Below are 18,387 nucleotides of genomic sequence, written 5' to 3'. Positions count from 1 at the left end.
TCCGTCATGCTTAGAAAAACGCCTGACGGAGGATGCCATGAAAACCCGAAAACTGACGGAAGCCGACGTAACGTCTGAATCTGTCTTTATGCTACAGCGCCGCCAGATCCTGAAAATGCTTGGCATCAGCGCCACCGCCCTGACACTCACCCCTGCGGCCCATGCCGATCTGCTCGACTGGTTTAAGGGCAACGATCGCCCGAAAGCCCCCTCCGGCGCACCGCTTAACTTCACCAAACCGGCGCAGTGGCAGAATAAACTGGCGCTGACGCCGGAAGATAAAGTCACCGGCTATAACAACTTCTATGAGTTTGGTCTCGATAAGGCCGATCCTGCCGCCAACGCCGGGAGCATGAAAACCGATCCCTGGACGCTGAAGATAGATGGCGAGGTGGCAAAACCGCTGACGCTGGATCATCATGACCTCACCACCCGCTTCCCACTTGAAGAACGCATTTACCGTATGCGCTGTGTGGAAGCCTGGTCGATGGTGGTGCCGTGGGTAGGTTTCCCTTTGCATAAACTGCTGGCGCTGGTTGAGCCCACCAGCAACGCGAAGTATGTTTCCTTCCAGACGCGCTACGCCCCGGACGAGATGCCAGGCCAGAAGGATCGGTTTATCGGCGGCGGGCTGGAGTATCCCTACGTTGAAGGTTTACGTCTCGACGAAGCCATGCATCCGCTTACGCTGCTTACCGTTGGGGTTTACGGCAAAGCGCTGCCGCCGCAAAACGGGGCGCCCATTCGCCTGACCGTACCGTGGAAATACGGTTTCAAGGGCATCAAATCGATCGTCAGCATTAAGCTCACCCGTGAACGCCCCCCCACCACCTGGAACCTGGCAGCGCCTGACGAGTATGGTTTTTTTGCCAACGTTAACCCGCACGTTGACCATCCGCGCTGGTCGCAGGCGACGGAACGTTTTATCGGCTCCGGCGGCGCGCTGGATGTTAAACGCCAGCCAACGCTGCTGTTTAACGGCTATGCGGATGAGGTGGCATCCCTCTACCGTGGGCTGAATTTACGGGAGAACTTCTAAGTGCGTTTAACGGCAAAGCAGATAACCTGGCTGAAGGTACTCCTGCATTTAGCAGGATTGCTCCCCTTTATCTGGCTCTTCTGGGCAGCCAGCCAGGGACAGTTCAGTGCCGATCCGGCGAAAGATATTCAGCATTTTACGGGTCGGATGGCTCTGAAATTTTTGCTGGCGACCTTGCTCGTCTCACCGCTGGCGCGCTACGCTAAACAGCCATTATTGATACGCACCCGTCGGCTTTTAGGGCTATGGTGTTTTGCCTGGGCGACGCTGCATCTCACCAGCTACGCCCTGCTGGAACTGGGCATTAACAACCTGGCACTCCTTGGCAGCGAACTGGTGACGCGTCCCTATCTGACGCTGGGTATCGTAAGCTGGCTGGTTTTACTGGCGCTGACGCTGACATCCACGCAGTATGCGCAGCGAAAACTGGGTCGACGCTGGCAACTGCTGCACAACTTCGTCTATCTTGTCGCGATCCTCGCCCCGATTCATTACCTGTGGTCGGTGAAGATTTTATCCCCTCAGCCGGTCATCTACGCCCTGCTGGCCCTGGCCCTTTTAGCGTGGCGTTACAAGAAGTTCCGCCAGTGGTTGCGATAGTTCACGAAACTGTGCGTTTTCCCGCAGATTATTTATCAACCGCGAATCTTTTTCGGATAGCGGTTGATAATCTTCCCTGATAAGACCAGTATTTAGCTGCCAAATGCTACGAAATCGTTATAATGTGCGACTTCGGTTTTCCGGACAGGGGTTTTAGGCCTCTGAAAGGGTGACAATTGCGCTTTGAGGGTATATGTTGTTTTTTACCCGAAAATCGCAGGAGATAGCGGCACAATGGCTGACAAATTCCAAATTTTAGTATTGAACGGTCCGAACCTGAACATGCTCGGCACCCGTGAGCCAGAGAAGTACGGCACGCTGACATTGAGCGAAATTGTTAACCGTCTGAGTACGGAAGCAGCCCCGCTGAATGTGGATTTGGACCATTTTCAGTCAAACGCGGAGTACGCAATCATCGACCGTATTCATCAGGCTAAAGACACTGTGGACTATATCCTGATCAATCCGGCCGCGTTTACGCACACCAGTGTTGCTATACGCGACGCACTGCTCGCGGTGAGTATCCCGTTTATCGAGATCCACCTGAGTAACGTGCACGCCCGAGAGCCGTTCCGCCACCATTCCTACCTGTCAGATATCGCCGCTGGCGTGATTTGTGGGCTGGGTGCAGACGGCTATTCATACGCTTTACAGACAGCGGTAAAACGCTTGTCACAATCACACTAAACAAGAGTACGGAACCCACTCATGGATATTCGTAAGATTAAAAAACTGATCGAGCTGGTTGAAGAATCAGGCATCTCCGAACTGGAAATTTCTGAAGGCGAAGAGTCTGTACGCATCAGCCGTGCAGCCCCGGCCGCTAGCTTCCCGGTAATGCAGCAAGCTTACGCTGCGCCAGTGCAGCAGCCTGCGCTCTCCGCAGCCGTTGCACCAGTGGCAGCAGAAGCGGCACCTGCGGCTGCAACAGAAATCAGTGGTCACATCGTACGTTCCCCAATGGTTGGTACTTTCTACCGCACCCCGAGCCCGGACGCGAAGGCGTTCATCGAAGTGGGTCAGAAAGTCAACGTAGGCGATACCCTGTGCATCGTTGAAGCCATGAAAATGATGAACCAGATCGAAGCAGACAAATCAGGTACTGTGAAAGCGATCCTGGTCGAAAGTGGTCAGCCGGTAGAATTTGACGAGCCGCTGGTCGTCATCGAGTAACGAGGCGAACATGCTGGATAAAATTGTTATCGCCAACCGTGGCGAGATTGCACTGCGTATTCTTCGTGCCTGTAAAGAACTGGGCATCAAGACCGTGGCCGTGCACTCAAGCGCGGATCGCGATTTAAAACACGTATTGCTGGCGGATGAGACGGTCTGTATCGGTCCGGCTCCGTCCGTAAAAAGCTATCTGAACATCCCGGCGATCATCAGCGCCGCCGAAATCACTGGCGCGGTCGCGATTCACCCGGGTTATGGTTTCCTCTCTGAGAACGCCAACTTTGCTGAGCAGGTTGAACGCTCTGGCTTTATCTTCATTGGCCCGAAAGCCGACACCATTCGCCTGATGGGTGACAAAGTGTCTGCCATCACCGCGATGAAAAAAGCCGGCGTGCCAACCGTACCGGGCTCTGACGGCCCGCTGACCGACGATATGGATGCTAACCGCGCCCATGCTAAACGCATTGGCTATCCGGTGATCATCAAAGCGTCCGGCGGCGGCGGCGGTCGCGGTATGCGCGTTGTACGCAGCGATGCTGAACTGGCGCAGTCCATCTCCATGACCAAAGCGGAAGCGAAAGCGGCTTTCAGCAATGACATGGTGTACATGGAAAAATACCTGGAAAACCCACGCCACATCGAAATTCAGGTGCTGGCTGACGGTCAGGGTAACGCAATCTATCTGGCAGAACGTGACTGCTCCATGCAGCGTCGTCACCAGAAAGTGGTCGAAGAAGCGCCAGCGCCGGGCATTACGCCGGAGCTGCGTCGCTACATCGGCGAGCGTTGCGCTAAAGCGTGTGTCGATATCGGCTATCGCGGGGCGGGTACCTTTGAGTTCCTGTTCGAAAACGGCGAGTTCTACTTCATCGAGATGAACACCCGTATTCAGGTTGAACACCCGGTTACCGAAATGATCACCGGCGTTGACCTGATCAAAGAACAGCTGCGTATCGCAGCCGGTCAGCCGCTGTCCATCAAACAGGAAGAAGTTGTGGTTAAAGGCCATGCGGTAGAGTGCCGTATCAACGCCGAAGACCCGAACACCTTCCTGCCAAGCCCGGGTAAAATCACGCGTTTCCACGCGCCGGGTGGCTTTGGTGTGCGCTGGGAGTCCCATATCTACGCCGGTTACACCGTACCGCCGTACTATGACTCAATGATTGGTAAGCTGATCTGCTACGGCGAAAACCGTGACGTGGCCATTGCCCGCATGAAGAACGCCCTTCAGGAGCTGATCATCGACGGGATCAAAACCAACGTTGATCTCCAGATGCGCATTATGAGCGACGAGCACTTCCAGAATGGTGGGACTAACATCCACTACCTGGAGAAAAAACTCGGTCTGAACGAGAAGTAAGAGACCAGTGTTGCTAAAAGGCCGGATTATCCGGCCTTTTTTATTTCTGGGGATCGCTAAGCCCCTTCATGTACAATCCCCGCTTTCTTCATCCACAAGGGACAAAAAATGGACAAACGTTTTGTTCAGGCCCATAAAGAAGCGCGCTGGGCGCTGTGGCTGACCCTTCTCTATCTCGCCGCGTGGTTAGTAACTGCTTACTTACCTGATTCGGCGATTGGCATTACCGGCCTCCCGCACTGGTTTGAAATGGCCTGCCTGCTGCTGCCGCTGGTGTTTATCCTGCTGTGCTGGGCGATGGTGAAATTCATCTATCGCGATATTTCACTGGAGGACGATGATGCAGCTTGAAGTCATTCTGCCCCTTATCGCTTACCTGTTCCTGGTGTTTGGCCTGTCGGTTTATGCGATGCGTAAACGTTCGACCGGCACCTTTCTGAACGAGTATTTCCTCGGGAGCCGCTCAATGGGTGGCGTCGTGCTGGCCATGACGCTGACCGCCACGTACATCAGCGCCAGCTCGTTTATCGGTGGCCCCGGCGCCGCTTATAAGTACGGGCTGGGCTGGGTACTGCTGGCCATGATCCAGCTGCCTGCCATCTGGCTCTCTCTGGGCATACTGGGTAAAAAGTTTGCCATTCTGGCCCGTCGCTACAATGCCGTAACGCTGAACGATATGCTGTTTGCCCGCTATCAGAGTCGCTTGCTGGTATGGCTGGCAAGCCTGAGTCTGCTGGTGGCGTTTATTGGCGCAATGACGGTGCAGTTTATCGGCGGGGCGCGACTGCTGGAGACGGCAGCCGGGATCCCCTATGAGACGGGCCTGGTCATTTTCGGTGTGAGTATCGCGCTGTATACCGCATTTGGCGGGTTCCGCGCCAGCGTACTCAACGACACGATGCAGGGGATGGTGATGCTCATTGGCACCCTCGTTCTGCTGGTGGGTATCGTGCATGCCGCAGGGGGCCTGAGCCATGCGGTTGAAACCCTGGAAGCGATCGATCCGAAACTGGTCTCACCGCAGGGGGCGGATGACATCCTCTCTCCAGCCTTTATGACCTCGTTCTGGGTACTGGTGTGCTTTGGCGTGATTGGCCTGCCGCATACCGCCGTGCGCTGCATCTCATATAAAGACAGCAAAGCGGTGCACCGCGGGATCATTATCGGGACAATTGTGGTGGCGATCCTGATGTTCGGTATGCACCTGGCGGGTGCGCTGGGACGCGCGGTGATCCCTGACCTTACCGTACCGGATCTGGTCATTCCAACCCTGATGGTGAAAGTGCTTCCGCCGTTTGCCGCCGGGATTTTCCTCGCCGCCCCCATGGCGGCCATTATGTCGACTATCAACGCTCAGTTGCTGCAAAGTTCCGCTACGATCATTAAAGATCTCTATCTGAATTTGCGCCCTGAACAGGTCGAAAATGAGCGACGCCTCAAGCGCATGTCGGCGGTGATTACCCTGGTGCTGGGGGCGTTGCTGCTGCTGGCCGCGTGGCGTCCACCGGAGATGATCATCTGGTTGAACCTGCTCGCCTTTGGTGGGCTGGAGGCCGTTTTCCTGTGGCCGCTGGTGCTGGGGCTCTACTGGGAACGCGCGAATGCCGCGGGTGCATTAAGCGGCATGATTGTCGGGGGCGTCCTGTATGCCGTTCTCGCCACGTTTAAAATTCAGTATCTGGGCTTCCATCCGATCGTGCCTTCGTTACTGGTAAGTTTACTGGCGTTTGTGGTGGGAAACCGTTTTGGTCGACCGGTGCCACAAACTGTCCTGATTTCTACTGACAAATAAAGAGTTTTGCCATGCCGTGGATCCAATTAAAACTGAACACAACCGGCGCGAACGCCGAAGAACTGAGTGATGCGCTGATGGAGGCCGGTTCGGTCTCTATCACCTTCCAGGACACGCATGACACGCCGGTCTTTGAGCCGCTGCCGGGCGAAACGCGCCTGTGGGGTGATACGGACGTTATCGGCCTGTTCGATGCAGAAACCGACATGAAAGAGGTCGTGGCGATTCTGGAAAACCATCCGCTGCTGGGCGTGGGTTTCGCGCATAAAATTGAACAGCTGGAAGACAAAGACTGGGAACGCGAGTGGATGGACAACTTCCATCCGATGCAGTTTGGTCAGCGTCTGTGGATCTGCCCAAGCTGGCGTGAAGTTCCCGATAAAAACGCCGTCAACGTGATGCTGGATCCGGGTCTGGCGTTCGGCACCGGCACCCACCCGACAACCTCCCTGTGTCTGCAATGGCTGGATGGCCTGGATCTGGAAGGCAAAACCGTGATCGACTTCGGTTGCGGATCCGGGATCCTTGCTATCGCGGCGCTGAAACTGGGCGCGGCAAAAGCCATCGGGATCGACATCGATCCGCAGGCGATTCAGGCCAGCCGTGATAACGCCGAGCGTAATGGCGTTTCCGATCGCCTTGAACTGTATTTGCCCGATGCACAGCCAGAGGCGATGAAAGCCGATGTTGTGGTCGCGAATATCCTGGCTGGCCCGTTACGCGAGCTGGCGCCGTTAATCAGCGTGCTGCCGGTTGAAGGCGGTCTGCTGGGCCTGTCCGGTATCCTTGCCAGCCAGGCAGACAGCGTCTGTGAAGCCTACGCCGATCTCTTCGCGCTCGACCCGGTGGTCGAAAAAGAAGAGTGGTGTCGCATCACCGGCCGTAAAAAATAAGCGTTTGGCGTGGTCGTCTGACCACGCCTTTTCCCTTCGGTTTTTTCTCCCGCCTTCTTCCTTTCTTCGATAAGATAACCGCACAAATCATAATGTTAATTGTTGATTTGGATAATAAAATTCACAGGAAGAATATGATGAAACACATTTCAGGCAAGGCAGCGCTGCTGGCGCTGAGCATGATTTCGGCTACGGCTTACGCATCACACTGGAGTTATCAGGGAGAAGGCGCACCGGAACACTGGGGCGAACTGGACGAGGCGTACAAGACGTGTAAAAGCGGAATGTATCAGTCGCCGGTCAACATAGATAACACGGTCAAAGCCCACATCTCTCCGCTGGAAACGCACTATATCGACGGCCCGGTCATTCTGACAAACAACGGCCATACTATCCAGGCAAGTGAAAATGCCGATACACGCGACAGCATCACGCTTGATAAACAGCGCTGGACGTTACAGCAGTTCCATTTCCATGCGCCATCCGAAAACACGGTGCACGGTAAAAAATACGCAATGGAAATGCATCTGGTCCATAAAAACGCTGACGGCGAACTGACGGTCGTTGCCGTTATGTTCGATCAGGGCGCGGCAAACACTGAACTGGATAAACTCTGGGGCGTGATGCCTGGACAGGTTGACCAGAACGTCACGATTAAGCCAACCCTCGATATGAATAAATTACTGCCCACGGATAAAACCTACTGGCGTTTTAGCGGCTCTCTGACCACGCCACCGTGTTCAGAAGGGGTGACATGGCTGGTGCTCAAGCACCCGCTGACCGTCTCTGCTGAACAGCTGAAAAAATTCACTCACACCATGCACCATGAAAACAGCCGCCCGGTTCAACCGCTTCATGGCCGTCTGGTTGTTGAATAAGTCGATTTTTTTACGCTGATATCCTGTGCAGAAATGCGACGCAGATCGCAAAGAAGCGCCATAATCTGCTGCTTATAGCAGCAGATTATCCCGGACAATTGATTCATTTATTCAGAAATGATGAGAAGTTACGGGAAATTGTAAGCGCCCACAAAATGTTCATTTATTCATAACACAATGATTTAAATAGCGAATAATCTTATCCAAAAAGAATGACTGGCGATTCCTTGATCTACAACAGAGGATTGTTCAAAGTTTGGCCTTTCATCTCGTGCAAAAAATGCGTAATATACGCCGCCTTGCAGTCACAGTATGGTCATTTCTTAACTCATGCGCATCGGACACCACCAGCTCAGAAATCGCCTGATCGCAGCCCCAATGGCAGGTATTACCGACCGGCCGTTCAGGACGCTGTGTTACGAGATGGGAGCAGGCCTGACCGTTTCCGAGATGATGTCGTCTAACCCGCAGGTTTGGGAAAGCGATAAGTCCCGCCTACGGATGGTGCACATTGATGAACCAGGTATCCGCACCGTGCAAATTGCCGGAAGCGTGCCTGAAGAGATGGCAGATGCCGCGCGTATTAACGTGGAAAGTGGCGCCCAGATTATTGATATCAATATGGGTTGCCCGGCCAAAAAGGTGAATCGCAAGCTTGCAGGTTCAGCCCTTCTGCAATACCCCGACCAGGTGAAGTCAATCCTGACGGCGGTTGTCAGCGCAGTGGACGTTCCTGTTACGTTGAAGATTCGCACGGGTTGGTCGCCGGAACACCGTAACTGCGTAGAGATTGCCCAACTGGCCGAAGACTGTGGCATTCAGGCCCTGACCATTCATGGACGCACTCGCGCCTGTTTGTTCAACGGTGAAGCTGAATACGACAGCATTCGGGCAGTTAAGCAGAAAGTTTCCATTCCGGTTATCGCGAATGGCGACATTACTGACCCGCTTAAAGCCAGAGCTGTGCTCGACTATACGGGAGCTGATGCTCTGATGATAGGACGTGCCGCTCAGGGAAGACCCTGGATCTTTCGGGAAATCCAGCATTATCTGGACACTGGGGAGCTGCTTGCCCCACTGCCTCTGGCAGAGGTTAAGCGCTTGCTTTGTTCGCATGTTCGGGAACTGCATGACCACTACGGCCAGGCAAAAGGGTACCGAATTGCGCGTAAACACGTCTCCTGGTATCTCCAGGAGCACGCTCCAAATGACCAGTTTCGGCGCACATTCAACGCCATTGAGGATGCCAGCGAACAGCTGGAGGCGTTGGAGGCATACTTCGAAAATCTTGCGTAATGAAATAAAGAGCTGACAGAACTATGTTCGAACAACGCGTAAATTCTGACGTACTGACCGTTTCTACCGTTAACTCTCAGGATCAGGTGACTCAAAAGCCCCTGCGTGACTCGGTTAAACAGGCACTGAAGAACTATTTTGCTCAACTGAACGGTCAGGATGTTAATGACCTGTATGAGCTGGTACTGGCTGAAGTTGAACAGCCACTGTTGGACATGGTGATGCAATACACCCGTGGTAATCAAACCCGCGCTGCCCTGATGATGGGCATCAACCGTGGTACCCTGCGTAAGAAACTGAAAAAATACGGCATGAACTAATTTCGATTAGCTAACTGCTTGTTTAAAAAGGCGCTCTTCGGCATGGGGAAGCGCCTTTTTTATCGTCCGGACGGGCAACCGTCAATGCTTTGTAAACCTTCTCTTTCCCCACTTTTCAACGCCCGCTTTTCGTGTATATTTCCAGCAACTTACAGGCTCTCTTTTCGCGGAATGACACATGATTCGTAAATACTGGTGGCTGGTCGTTTTTGCTGTCTCTGTTTTCATTTTCGATGCGCTGCTGATGCAGTGGATTGAACTGATGAGCACCGAAACCGATAAATGTCGCAATATGAATTCCGTGAACCCGCTTAAACTGGTCAACTGCTCAGAGCTGGACTAACCGCTTCCATCCTGTAAACCCCCTGTTATCACTCAATAAAAACAGGGATTTAAATCACTTTTCGTCATTTCCTGACGATGATAATGTCTGTGCCCTTTCCAACCGCTCTTGCTTAACGTCTCACAACGAGTGAACAGACCATGCTGGTTAGCCAATACAACCAAATCCTCGTAGTAATCTCCTTTGTTGTTGCCATTCTTGCCGCCTATACCGCGCTGAATATGGCTGCGCGCGTTGCCGGAAGCCAGGGCGTCGCTGCACGCGTCTGGCTGGCAGGTGGCGGTGTTTCGATGGGGATTGGCGTGTGGGCGATGCATTTCATCGGTATGCTGGCGATGGATCTTTCCATGAGCATGAGTTACAACGCGGTCCTGACCGTGCTTTCGATGGTTATCGCCATCAGCTCGTCAATGTTTGCCCTGTGGCTCGTTAGCGGCGAGCAGCTACGTTTGCGCCGGCTGCTGCCTGGCGCCGTCGTGATGGGAACGGGCATTGTTGCCATGCACTACACTGGTATGGCAGCCCTGGAGGTCACACCGGGTATTGTCTGGGATAAAAAGTGGGTGGCTATCTCCGTGGTCATTGCCCTTGCCGCTTCACTGGCCGCTCTTTGGCTGACGTTCCGTTTACGTCAGGAAGCCGCACGAATGGCGTTGATGCGGCTGGGGGCGGCGATCACCATGGGCATCGCTATCGCTGGCATGCATTACGCCGGCATGGAAGCAGCACAATTTCCAATGTCGACGATGGTCCACCATCATGGCATTAACGGGAGCTGGCTGGCGATACTGGTTAGCGTGGTCGCGCTCGCTATTCTGGGGATTACGCTGCTGGTGTCGATGTTCGATGCCCGCCTTCAGGCTCGTACCTCGCTGCTGGCCTCATCACTGGCAGAAGCTAATCGTGAACTCGCACAGCTGGCGTTACATGATACGCTGACGCGATTACCCAATCGTATTCTGCTTGAGGATCGCCTCGATCAGGCCATCAGCAAGGCCGATCGCGAAGGAAGCCCTTTCGCGCTGATGTTTATGGATCTCGACGGCTTTAAAACCGTCAACGATGCCTATGGTCATGATGTCGGTGACAAGCTTCTGGTTGCGGTGACTCAGCGTTTGCTGTTGCAGCTGAAAGGTCAGTATACGCTGGCGCGTATCGGTGGGGATGAATTCGTCCTGCTGGCCGAAACCGCCACTCCGGATGATGCTGCCTCACTGGCAAATTCACTGGTGCGCGTCATTGATAGCCCGTTCCATCTCGATCCTTACGAACTGATGGTCACCCTGAGCATTGGCATTGCGCTCTATCCACACGATGGCAAAACCGATCGTGAACTGATGTTTAACGCTGATGCTGCGATGTACCACACAAAACATATGGGTCGTAACGGCTATCACTTCTTCCAGCCGTCAATGAATACGCTGGCGCAGACGCATCTACAGCTGATGAATGATCTGTGGCAGGCCATCGACCGTAATGAGTTACGCCTGCTTTATCAACCTAAATTTCACGCCCCTGCCGGGCCAGTCCTCGGATTCGAAGCGCTGTTACGCTGGCAGCATCCCAAACAGGGGTTACTCCCACCCGATCTTTTTCTACCGCTGGCAGAGAAAACGGGGCTGATTATTCCGATTGGAAACTGGGTAATCGACGAGGCCTGCCGCCAGCTGCGTGAATGGCATCTTCAGGGCCACACGGACTGGTCAATGGCGGTGAATCTTTCTACATTGCAGTTCGAACAGCCGTCGCTGCTTAAAACAGTTCTCGATTGTCTGACGCGCCATAGCGTACCGCCCGGCATGTTGATCCTGGAGGTGACCGAAACCACGGCAATGAACAATCCGGACGAAAGCGTGCGTGTCCTGACAGCGCTGACGGATGCGGGAGTAAAAGCCTCGATAGACGATTTTGGCACCGGTTACTCAAGCCTTCTGTATCTTAAGCGACTCCCCGCCTGCGAGTTGAAAATCGATCGTGCTTTTGTGAAAGAGTTAAGTGGTGAGAGCGAAGATGCGACGATTGTCTCGGCGATTGTCGCCCTGGCAAAAACGCTGAATCTGAAGGTCGTGGCGGAAGGGGTCGAAACCGCAGCGCAGCAAACCTTTCTGACAGAACTGGGATGCAATACGCTACAGGGTTACCTGCTGGGCAAACCGATTACCGCGCAAGCTATTATGGAACAGTGCCAGCACGGGGAGATGTCGCTACCCCGGACGCGGTCATGAGGCTGTATCGTAAACCACTGGCGCCACTCGGGTGATATTTAGTGTCGCCAGAATATTATCCACCAGCGCCGGTGCTTGTTTGTACAGATTAAAATTGTTGCTATCCATTAACCAGTTTTTAATGACACCGCTAAAAAAGGCGTGGAAAACAATCAGCGCCAGTTCAATATTGGTTTGCGAAGAGATAACGTTACGAGCAATGCATCGCTTTAGCGTCTTGCGAAGATAATCATCGTTTAAACCGATCCGCTTGCGTATTTCACATTCTGAAATCACATCGTCATGAAATTCACACTTATGATACAAAATTTGTAAAAGCGCATATTGCCGCGGCTCGCTCGCAATATATTGCAGTGCGACAATAAATTGTTCACGAAGCATTAACAAAGGGTCGTCATTTTCGGAAAGTATTAACCTGTCACGAATCATCTCACGCATCGGCAATTGCTGATCCCATATTGCATTAAATATTTCCGCTTTACTCGAGAAATGCCAGTAAACCGCCCCGCGAGTGAGTTGAGCAGCATCGGCGATGTCGGTAAGCGTGGTGCTGGACACGCCACGCGTCGCGAATAGCCCGATAGCGGCTTCAATCAGCTGCTGGCGGGTCTTTTGAGCCTCTTCTTTCTTTTTGCGCGCCATAACCTGCTACTCATTACTCATAAGATTGATACGTTATCAAAGGATATTGCCGTGGTCGTGTAGTCAAAGTATTAACCAAAACCCGTGTTAATTTTGCACAAAAAAAGTCAATTCATTTAATTTATAATTCACGTGAATAAATCGAATACATAAAATTCATAAAATATATGAATAGCATTCACCGAAAACATTTCGTTGATTATCCTGACAGAAAAAGAATACCGAATGCACTGTGTCAGATTCCGATTTTTACTTTTAAAAGCTCCATCAGCACTTATAAATTAAAAAACATTAAACACCCTCATTATTATACGCGGCTACATTTCTATTTTTTGCCTCACACCCTTTCACCGATTCATGGCATATATCGGCTCAAGGGTAGTTTAAGGAACAGTAATGACGAATCACTTCAGATGCTTACCCTTATCCGGTTTCATTGTCTGTGCCGCGCTGCTCACCGGGTGCGATGGGCAAGAAAACCCACAGCAGCATGCGCAAGCTCCTCAGGTCAGTGTTCATATTGTTAAAAGCGCGCCACTGGCCGTAACGACAGAATTGCCCGGCAGAACTGACGCGTATCGTGTTGCGGAGGTTCGTCCTCAGGTAAGTGGTATCATTCTGCACCGTAATTTTACCGAAGGCAGCGACGTTAAAGCGGGTGAATCCCTTTATCAAATCGATCCGGCCACCTATCAGGCAGCCTACGACAATGCGAAAGGTGAACTGGTAAAAGCACAGGCGGCGGCGAATATCGCCCATCTGACGGTGAAACGTTACGTTCCGCTGGTTGGTACGCAATATGTGAGCAAGCAGGAGTACGATCAGGCGGTGGCAACTGCCCAGCAGGCGGATGCGAGCGTGGTTGCCGCGAAGGCTGGCGTTGAAAGCGCGCGGATCAACCTGGCCTATACGAAAGTCACATCCCCAATCAACGGGCGTATAGGTAAATCCAGCGTCACCGAAGGGGCGTTAGTCACTAATGGCCAGGCAACTGCACTGGCGACGGTTCAGCAACTCGATCCCATTTATGTCGATGTGACGCAATCCAGCAGCGATTTTATGCGCCTGAAGCAGCAGACGAGCCTGCAAAAGGGAGACACCAGCAGCGTCGAGTTGCTGATGGAAAATGGCCAGCCTTATCCGCTGAAAGGGACGCTCCAGTTCTCTGATGTCACGGTAGATGAAAGTACCGGCTCAATCACCCTTCGCGCCCTCTTCCCTAACCCACAGCATATGCTGTTACCGGGTATGTTTGTCCGTGCGCGCATCGATGAAGGTACGCAACCTGATGCCATTCTGGTTCCTCAGCAGGGGGTAACCCGTACACCACGCGGAGATGCCACCGTGCTTGTGGTAAATGAGAAAAACCAGGTGGAATCACGCACTGTCGTTGCACCGCAGGCGATTGGCGATCGCTGGCTGATCACGGAAGGCCTCAAAAACGGCGACCGCGTCATTATCAGCGGCCTGCAAAAAGTTCGCCCTGGCGTCACCGTCGTGGCTATTCCTGATACCGCAGCGACTCCAGCCAGTTAAGGAATAACGACATGGCTAATTTCTTTATTCAACGGCCTGTTTTCGCCTGGGTACTCGCCATCATTCTGATGATTGCGGGCGGGCTGGCCATTTTAAAACTACCGGTCGCGCAATATCCGACCATTGCGCCGCCGGCGGTTGCGGTGACAGCAACCTACCCGGGCGCTGATGCCCAGACGGTACAGGACACCGTCACTCAGGTTATCGAACAGAACATGAACGGTATCGATAATTTGATGTACATGTCGTCCACCAGTGATTCCGCTGGTAACGTCACCATCACCCTGACGTTCGAGTCGGGTACGGATCCTGATATTGCGCAGGTGCAGGTTCAGAACAAACTTCAGCTCGCCATGCCGCTGCTGCCACAAGAAGTGCAGCAGCAGGGGATCGGCGTGGAGAAATCCAGCAGCAGCTTCCTGCTGGTTGCAGGCTTTGTGTCGGACAATAAAAACCTCACGCAGGATGATATCTCCGACTATGTCGCTTCTAACGTAAAAGATGCGATCAGCCGTACTTCCGGCGTCGGTGACGTGCAGCTGTTCGGTGCCCAGTATGCAATGCGCATCTGGCTGGACAGCAACGCGATGAACAAATATCAGCTCACGCCGCTGGATATCATTAACCAGCTAAAAACGCAGAACGACCAGATTGCTGCGGGCCAGTTGGGCGGAACACCGTCCGTACCTGGGCAGCAACTGAACGCCTCAATTATTGCTCAAACGCGTCTGAAATCGCCGGAGGAGTTTGGTCGTGTGACGCTGAAGGTGAACCAGGACGGTTCAATGGTCCACCTGAAAGATGTGGCCCGCATTGAGCTGGGTGGCGAAAACTACAATATGGTCACCAAAATCAATGGCCAGGCAGCAACGGGGCTGGGGATCAAGCTGGCGACTGGCGCAAACGCGCTGGATACCGCTGCCGCCATCAAGAGTAAACTGGCGCAGTTGCAGCCCTTCTTCCCTCAAGGCCTGAAAGTCGTGTATCCGTACGACACTACACCTTTCGTGAAGATCTCAATCCATGAAGTGGTGAAGACACTGTTTGAAGCGATTGTTCTCGTGTTCCTGGTGATGTACTTGTTCCTGCAAAACCTGCGGGCAACGCTTATTCCGACGATCGCCGTGCCCGTGGTGTTACTGGGCACCTTTGCGGTACTGGCTGCGTTCGGGTTCTCCATTAACACCCTGACGATGTTCGGGATGGTATTGGCGATAGGTCTGCTCGTCGATGACGCCATCGTGGTGGTCGAGAACGTAGAACGCGTCATGGTTGAGGACAAGCTGCCGCCAAAAGAGGCGACGCAGAAGTCGATGGAGCAAATCCAGGGCGCTCTGGTGGGCATTGCCATGGTGCTTTCGGCGGTATTTATTCCGATGGCATTCTTTGGTGGTTCAACCGGGGCTATCTATCGTCAGTTCTCGCTGACCATTGTCTCCGCGATGGCCTTGTCGGTACTGGTGGCGTTGATATTAACGCCTGCTCTTTGTGCCACGCTGCTCAAACCGGTTTCCAGCGAACATCATGAAAAGAAAGGTGGTTTCTTCGGCTGGTTTAACGCGCTCTTTGATAAGAGTGTGGAGCACTACAGCAACAGCGTAAGCGGCATTTTACGTAAGACCGGCCGCTATCTGCTGGTTTACGTCATCATCGTCGGCGGCATGGCAGTTCTGTTCCTGCGCCTGCCTTCCTCCTTCCTGCCGGAAGAGGATCAGGGGGTGTTTATGACGATGGTTCAGTTGCCGGCAGGGGCGACGCAAATGCGTACTCAGCAGGTACTCGATCAGGTTCAGGATTATTACCTGACGAAAGAGAAAGCGAACGTTGAATCGGTCTTTACCGTAAACGGTTTTAGCTTTAGCGGACAGGGGCAGAACTCCGGTATCGCTTTCGTCAGCCTGAAGCCATGGGAAGAACGTCCGGGCAAGGAAAACGGCGTTGAGGCGATTGTCAGCCGCGCGACGAAAGCGTTCAGCCAGATCAAAGACGGTCTTGTATTTCCGTTTAACCTGCCTGCCATTATTGAACTGGGTACCGCAACAGGCTTTGACTTTGAACTGATTGACCAGGCAAACCTGGGGCATACGCAGTTAACCCAGGCGCGTAACCAGCTGCTGGGCATGGTGAGAGAACATCCTGACTTACTGGTTCGCGTGCGTCCTAATGGACTGGAAGATACGCCACAGTTCAAGCTGGACGTCGATCAGGAGAAGGCACAGGCGCTGGGTGTGAGCGTGTCTGACGTCAATCAGACGATTTCAACAGCGCTGGGTGGCACCTATGTGAACGACTTTATCGATCACGGACGGGTGAAAAAAGTTTATGTCCAGGCTGATGCTCGCTTCCGTATGCTACCCGGAGACATTAACGGCCTGTATGTGCGTAGCGCTAACGGCGAAATGGTGCCTTTCTCTGCCTTTAGCAGCTCTCACTGGGTGTACGGTTCACCGCGTCTGGAACGTTACAATGGGATGCCATCAATGGAGATCCTCGGTGAGTCTGCCCCTGGCAAAAGTACCGGTGAGGCAATGGCGTTGATGGAAAGCCTTGCGTCAAAACTGCCTTCCGGCATCGGCTACGACTGGACGGGGATGTCTTATCAGGAACGACTTTCCGGGAATCAGGCTCCGGCGCTGTACGCCATCTCACTGATTGTGGTGTTCCTGTGTCTGGCGGCCCTCTATGAAAGTTGGTCAATTCCCTTCTCGGTCATGCTGGTTGTGCCGCTGGGGGTGATCGGCGCGCTTCTGGCTGCATCAATGCGAGGGCTGAACAATGACGTTTACTTCCAGGTTGGTCTGCTTACGACAATTGGTTTATCAGCCAAGAACGCCATACTGATCGTTGAGTTCGCCAAGGATCTCATGGATAAAGAAGGCAAAGGGATTATCGAAGCCACGCTTGAAGCCTCGCGTATGCGTCTGCGTCCTATCCTGATGACTTCCCTGGCATTCATCCTTGGTGTTATGCCTCTGGTCATCAGCAGCGGTGCTGGTAGTGGGGCACAAAATGCGGTCGGGACGGGCGTGATGGGCGGGATGCTGTCAGCCACCCTGTTGGCCATTTTCTTTGTTCCTGTTTTCTTTGTGGTTGTCCGGAGACGGTTTACAAAGCACAAGGATTAATGAAAACCATAAAGGCACCTCTGGTGCCTTTTTTATTTCCTGAAAACAATGTAAAAACACTTCCCCTCTTCACATTTCCTCCATTAATAATCAGTGCCCGCGCTTTTTTCTTCATAATTTTTACAATCCACACAAATTGAGATTATTCCCCGTGCTGCATGGTATTAGTGCGGTGGTAAAATAATCATCAGTTCGTTAATTGCTGTATCGGCTCTTTAGCGAATAAGCGATCATATTGAGGTAACATCATGAAAAGATTCCTTTCCGTTGCACTTCTCGCTGCGCTGCTTGCTGGTTGCGCGCACGACTCTCCATGTGTACCGGTATACGACGATCAGGGGCGACTGGTTCACACCAATACCTGTATGAAGGGCACTACCCAGGATAACTGGGAAACAGCAGGTGCGATTGCTGGTGGCGCCGCGGCAATCGCTGGCCTGACACTCGGTATTGTCGCCCTGACTAAATAAGGCTTCTAAAAGCGCGGCCATCGCCGCGCTTTTATTTTTCCCTGATATAAGGAACGTATATTCCTCATCACGAATAGCATCAGATATTAATTAAATTCAATACTCTACCTTACTCCCCGCTATACCCCATACCTGTACATAACATTTAATTGATTTAACGCTGCTGCGAGCCAGCATAATGCATTCCACAACTTCAGTTTCAGTAGGGTAAAACGCTTTAATACGTCCGTAAGGTATTAATGGCGACAGCAGGAATATCGAATGAGGGAATTGGTTTGGCTGGAGCGATAACGCAAAAAGGCCATCCTTTCGGATGGCCTTTCTACTTGTTTGATGTCTGGCAGTTCCCTACTCTCACATGGGGAGACCCCACACTACCATCGGCGCTACGGCGTTTCACTTCTGAGTTCGGCATGGGGTCAGGTGGGACCACCGCGCTAAAGCCGCCAGACAAATTCTTTTACTTCTTGCCGAACTTTAACCTAAGTATAAAGTGGTGCTGATACCCAGAGTCGAACTGGGGACCTCACCCTTACCAAGGGTGCGCTCTACCAACTGAGCCATATCAGCACGCTAAATTTGATGCCTGGCAGTTCCCTACTCTCACATGGGGAGACCCCACACTACCATCGGCGCTACGGCGTTTCACTTCTGAGTTCGGCATGGGGTCAGGTGGGACCACCGCGCTAAAGCCG

At 52.9% G+C, this 18,387-nt stretch carries 17 protein-coding genes, 1 tRNA gene and 2 rRNA genes; 16 read left to right on the top strand and 4 right to left on the bottom strand.

Annotated features, from left to right (window positions below):
• Positions 1-37: 37 nt before the first annotated feature.
• From msrP to ACOTX5_RS00040, 13 genes are all read left to right on the top strand, one after another.
• Entirely contained in the window at positions 38-1,039 is a 1,002-nt protein-coding gene (gene msrP / locus ACOTX5_RS00100) for a protein-methionine-sulfoxide reductase catalytic subunit MsrP (protein ID WP_015572016.1), read from the top strand.
• Entirely contained in the window at positions 1,040-1,639 is a 600-nt protein-coding gene (gene msrQ, locus ACOTX5_RS00095; protein WP_003860393.1) for a protein-methionine-sulfoxide reductase heme-binding subunit MsrQ, read from the top strand.
• 234 nt (positions 1,640-1,873) lie between these two features.
• A complete protein-coding gene (gene aroQ / locus ACOTX5_RS00090; RefSeq protein ID WP_015572017.1) occupies positions 1,874-2,326 on the top strand; it encodes a type II 3-dehydroquinate dehydratase in 453 nt (150 codons plus the stop codon).
• A gap of 21 nt (positions 2,327-2,347) precedes the next feature.
• Positions 2,348-2,812: an acetyl-CoA carboxylase biotin carboxyl carrier protein gene (gene accB, locus ACOTX5_RS00085; RefSeq protein WP_015572018.1), complete on the top strand. Its 465-nt coding sequence runs from the start codon at positions 2,348-2,350 to the stop codon at positions 2,810-2,812.
• A 10-nt stretch (positions 2,813-2,822) separates the two neighbouring features.
• On the top strand, positions 2,823-4,172 hold the full coding sequence (gene accC, locus ACOTX5_RS00080; protein WP_003860388.1) for an acetyl-CoA carboxylase biotin carboxylase subunit: 1,350 nt from the start codon (positions 2,823-2,825) through the stop codon (positions 4,170-4,172).
• A 108-nt stretch (positions 4,173-4,280) separates the two neighbouring features.
• A complete protein-coding gene (locus ACOTX5_RS00075) occupies positions 4,281-4,523 on the top strand; it encodes a YhdT family protein (protein ID WP_003860385.1) in 243 nt (80 codons plus the stop codon).
• Positions 4,513-5,964, top strand: a complete 1,452-nt coding sequence (panF, locus tag ACOTX5_RS00070; RefSeq protein ID WP_017693892.1) for a sodium/pantothenate symporter — start codon at positions 4,513-4,515, stop codon at positions 5,962-5,964. The genes ACOTX5_RS00075 and panF overlap by 11 nt, the downstream gene beginning before the upstream one ends.
• Before the next feature lie 11 nt (positions 5,965-5,975).
• Positions 5,976-6,857, top strand: coding sequence for a 50S ribosomal protein L11 methyltransferase (prmA, locus tag ACOTX5_RS00065; protein WP_015572021.1), 882 nt, complete (start codon positions 5,976-5,978; stop codon positions 6,855-6,857).
• Between the two features lie 137 nt (positions 6,858-6,994).
• Positions 6,995-7,735, top strand: coding sequence for a carbonic anhydrase (locus tag ACOTX5_RS00060; RefSeq protein ID WP_045141594.1), 741 nt, complete (start codon positions 6,995-6,997; stop codon positions 7,733-7,735).
• 330 nt (positions 7,736-8,065) lie between these two features.
• Positions 8,066-9,031 (top strand): tRNA dihydrouridine synthase DusB, encoded by a 966-nt coding sequence (gene dusB / locus ACOTX5_RS00055; protein ID WP_015572023.1) that lies wholly within the window; start codon positions 8,066-8,068, stop codon positions 9,029-9,031.
• A gap of 23 nt (positions 9,032-9,054) precedes the next feature.
• Positions 9,055-9,351, top strand: coding sequence for a DNA-binding transcriptional regulator Fis (fis, locus tag ACOTX5_RS00050; protein ID WP_000462905.1), 297 nt, complete (start codon positions 9,055-9,057; stop codon positions 9,349-9,351).
• Positions 9,352-9,529: 178 nt separating this feature from the next.
• A complete protein-coding gene (locus ACOTX5_RS00045) occupies positions 9,530-9,694 on the top strand; it encodes a DUF2556 family protein (RefSeq protein ID WP_003860373.1) in 165 nt (54 codons plus the stop codon).
• 140 nt (positions 9,695-9,834) lie between these two features.
• Entirely contained in the window at positions 9,835-11,919 is a 2,085-nt protein-coding gene (locus ACOTX5_RS00040) for a putative bifunctional diguanylate cyclase/phosphodiesterase (RefSeq protein ID WP_045911922.1), read from the top strand.
• Here the strand turns inward: ACOTX5_RS00040 and envR are convergent.
• On the bottom strand, positions 11,914-12,561 hold the full coding sequence (gene envR, locus ACOTX5_RS00035; protein ID WP_015572025.1) for an acrEF/envCD operon transcriptional regulator: 648 nt from the start codon (positions 12,559-12,561) through the stop codon (positions 11,914-11,916). The genes ACOTX5_RS00040 and envR overlap by 6 nt on opposite strands.
• A 396-nt stretch (positions 12,562-12,957) precedes the next feature.
• Here envR and ACOTX5_RS00030 point away from each other — a divergent pair, with 396 nt between their 5' ends.
• The 3 genes from ACOTX5_RS00030 (at position 12,958) to ACOTX5_RS00020 (ending at position 17,692) form a co-directional block, all read left to right on the top strand.
• A complete protein-coding gene (locus ACOTX5_RS00030; RefSeq protein ID WP_015572026.1) occupies positions 12,958-14,097 on the top strand; it encodes an efflux RND transporter periplasmic adaptor subunit in 1,140 nt (379 codons plus the stop codon).
• An 11-nt stretch (positions 14,098-14,108) separates the two neighbouring features.
• Positions 14,109-17,222 carry an efflux RND transporter permease subunit gene (locus tag ACOTX5_RS00025; RefSeq protein WP_017693888.1) on the top strand — a complete coding sequence of 1,038 codons (3,114 nt, stop codon included), beginning with the start codon at positions 14,109-14,111 and terminating at the stop codon, positions 17,220-17,222.
• Between the two features lie 248 nt (positions 17,223-17,470).
• Positions 17,471-17,692, top strand: coding sequence for a lipoprotein (locus ACOTX5_RS00020; protein ID WP_003860364.1), 222 nt, complete (start codon positions 17,471-17,473; stop codon positions 17,690-17,692).
• A 335-nt stretch (positions 17,693-18,027) separates the two neighbouring features.
• On the opposite strand, the gene rrf (ACOTX5_RS00015) is transcribed toward ACOTX5_RS00020, so the two are convergent.
• From rrf (ACOTX5_RS00015) to rrf (ACOTX5_RS00005), 3 genes are all read right to left on the bottom strand, one after another.
• A 5S ribosomal RNA gene (gene rrf / locus ACOTX5_RS00015) occupies positions 18,028-18,143 on the bottom strand.
• A gap of 43 nt (positions 18,144-18,186) precedes the next feature.
• A tRNA-Thr gene (locus ACOTX5_RS00010) sits at positions 18,187-18,262 on the bottom strand.
• Positions 18,263-18,276: 14 nt separating this feature from the next.
• Positions 18,277-18,387 (bottom strand): 5S ribosomal RNA (gene rrf, locus ACOTX5_RS00005); the annotation flags it as partial.

Origin of the sequence: Enterobacter cloacae complex sp. IR5441, assembly GCF_049238215.1 — a bacterium.
Taxonomy (GTDB): domain Bacteria; phylum Pseudomonadota; class Gammaproteobacteria; order Enterobacterales; family Enterobacteriaceae; genus Enterobacter; species Enterobacter hormaechei_C.
Note: the sequence above shows the minus strand (reverse complement) of the source record. Positions and strands in the feature narration are given on the sequence as shown.

Coding starts and splice junctions, on each gene's coding strand:
- msrP (WP_015572016.1), top strand. CDS start 38: ATGAAAACCCGAAAACTGACGGAAGCCGACGTAACGTCTGAATCTGTC.
- aroQ (WP_015572017.1), top strand. CDS start 1,874: ATGGCTGACAAATTCCAAATTTTAGTATTGAACGGTCCGAACCTGAAC.
- accB (WP_015572018.1), top strand. CDS start 2,348: ATGGATATTCGTAAGATTAAAAAACTGATCGAGCTGGTTGAAGAATCA.
- accC (WP_003860388.1), top strand. CDS start 2,823: ATGCTGGATAAAATTGTTATCGCCAACCGTGGCGAGATTGCACTGCGT.
- ACOTX5_RS00075 (WP_003860385.1), top strand. CDS start 4,281: ATGGACAAACGTTTTGTTCAGGCCCATAAAGAAGCGCGCTGGGCGCTG.
- panF (WP_017693892.1), top strand. CDS start 4,513: ATGCAGCTTGAAGTCATTCTGCCCCTTATCGCTTACCTGTTCCTGGTG.
- prmA (WP_015572021.1), top strand. CDS start 5,976: ATGCCGTGGATCCAATTAAAACTGAACACAACCGGCGCGAACGCCGAA.
- ACOTX5_RS00060 (WP_045141594.1), top strand. CDS start 6,995: ATGAAACACATTTCAGGCAAGGCAGCGCTGCTGGCGCTGAGCATGATT.
- dusB (WP_015572023.1), top strand. CDS start 8,066: ATGCGCATCGGACACCACCAGCTCAGAAATCGCCTGATCGCAGCCCCA.
- fis (WP_000462905.1), top strand. CDS start 9,055: ATGTTCGAACAACGCGTAAATTCTGACGTACTGACCGTTTCTACCGTT.
- ACOTX5_RS00045 (WP_003860373.1), top strand. CDS start 9,530: ATGATTCGTAAATACTGGTGGCTGGTCGTTTTTGCTGTCTCTGTTTTC.
- ACOTX5_RS00040 (WP_045911922.1), top strand. CDS start 9,835: ATGCTGGTTAGCCAATACAACCAAATCCTCGTAGTAATCTCCTTTGTT.
- envR (WP_015572025.1), bottom strand. CDS start 12,561: ATGGCGCGCAAAAAGAAAGAAGAGGCTCAAAAGACCCGCCAGCAGCTG.
- ACOTX5_RS00030 (WP_015572026.1), top strand. CDS start 12,958: ATGACGAATCACTTCAGATGCTTACCCTTATCCGGTTTCATTGTCTGT.
- ACOTX5_RS00025 (WP_017693888.1), top strand. CDS start 14,109: ATGGCTAATTTCTTTATTCAACGGCCTGTTTTCGCCTGGGTACTCGCC.
- ACOTX5_RS00020 (WP_003860364.1), top strand. CDS start 17,471: ATGAAAAGATTCCTTTCCGTTGCACTTCTCGCTGCGCTGCTTGCTGGT.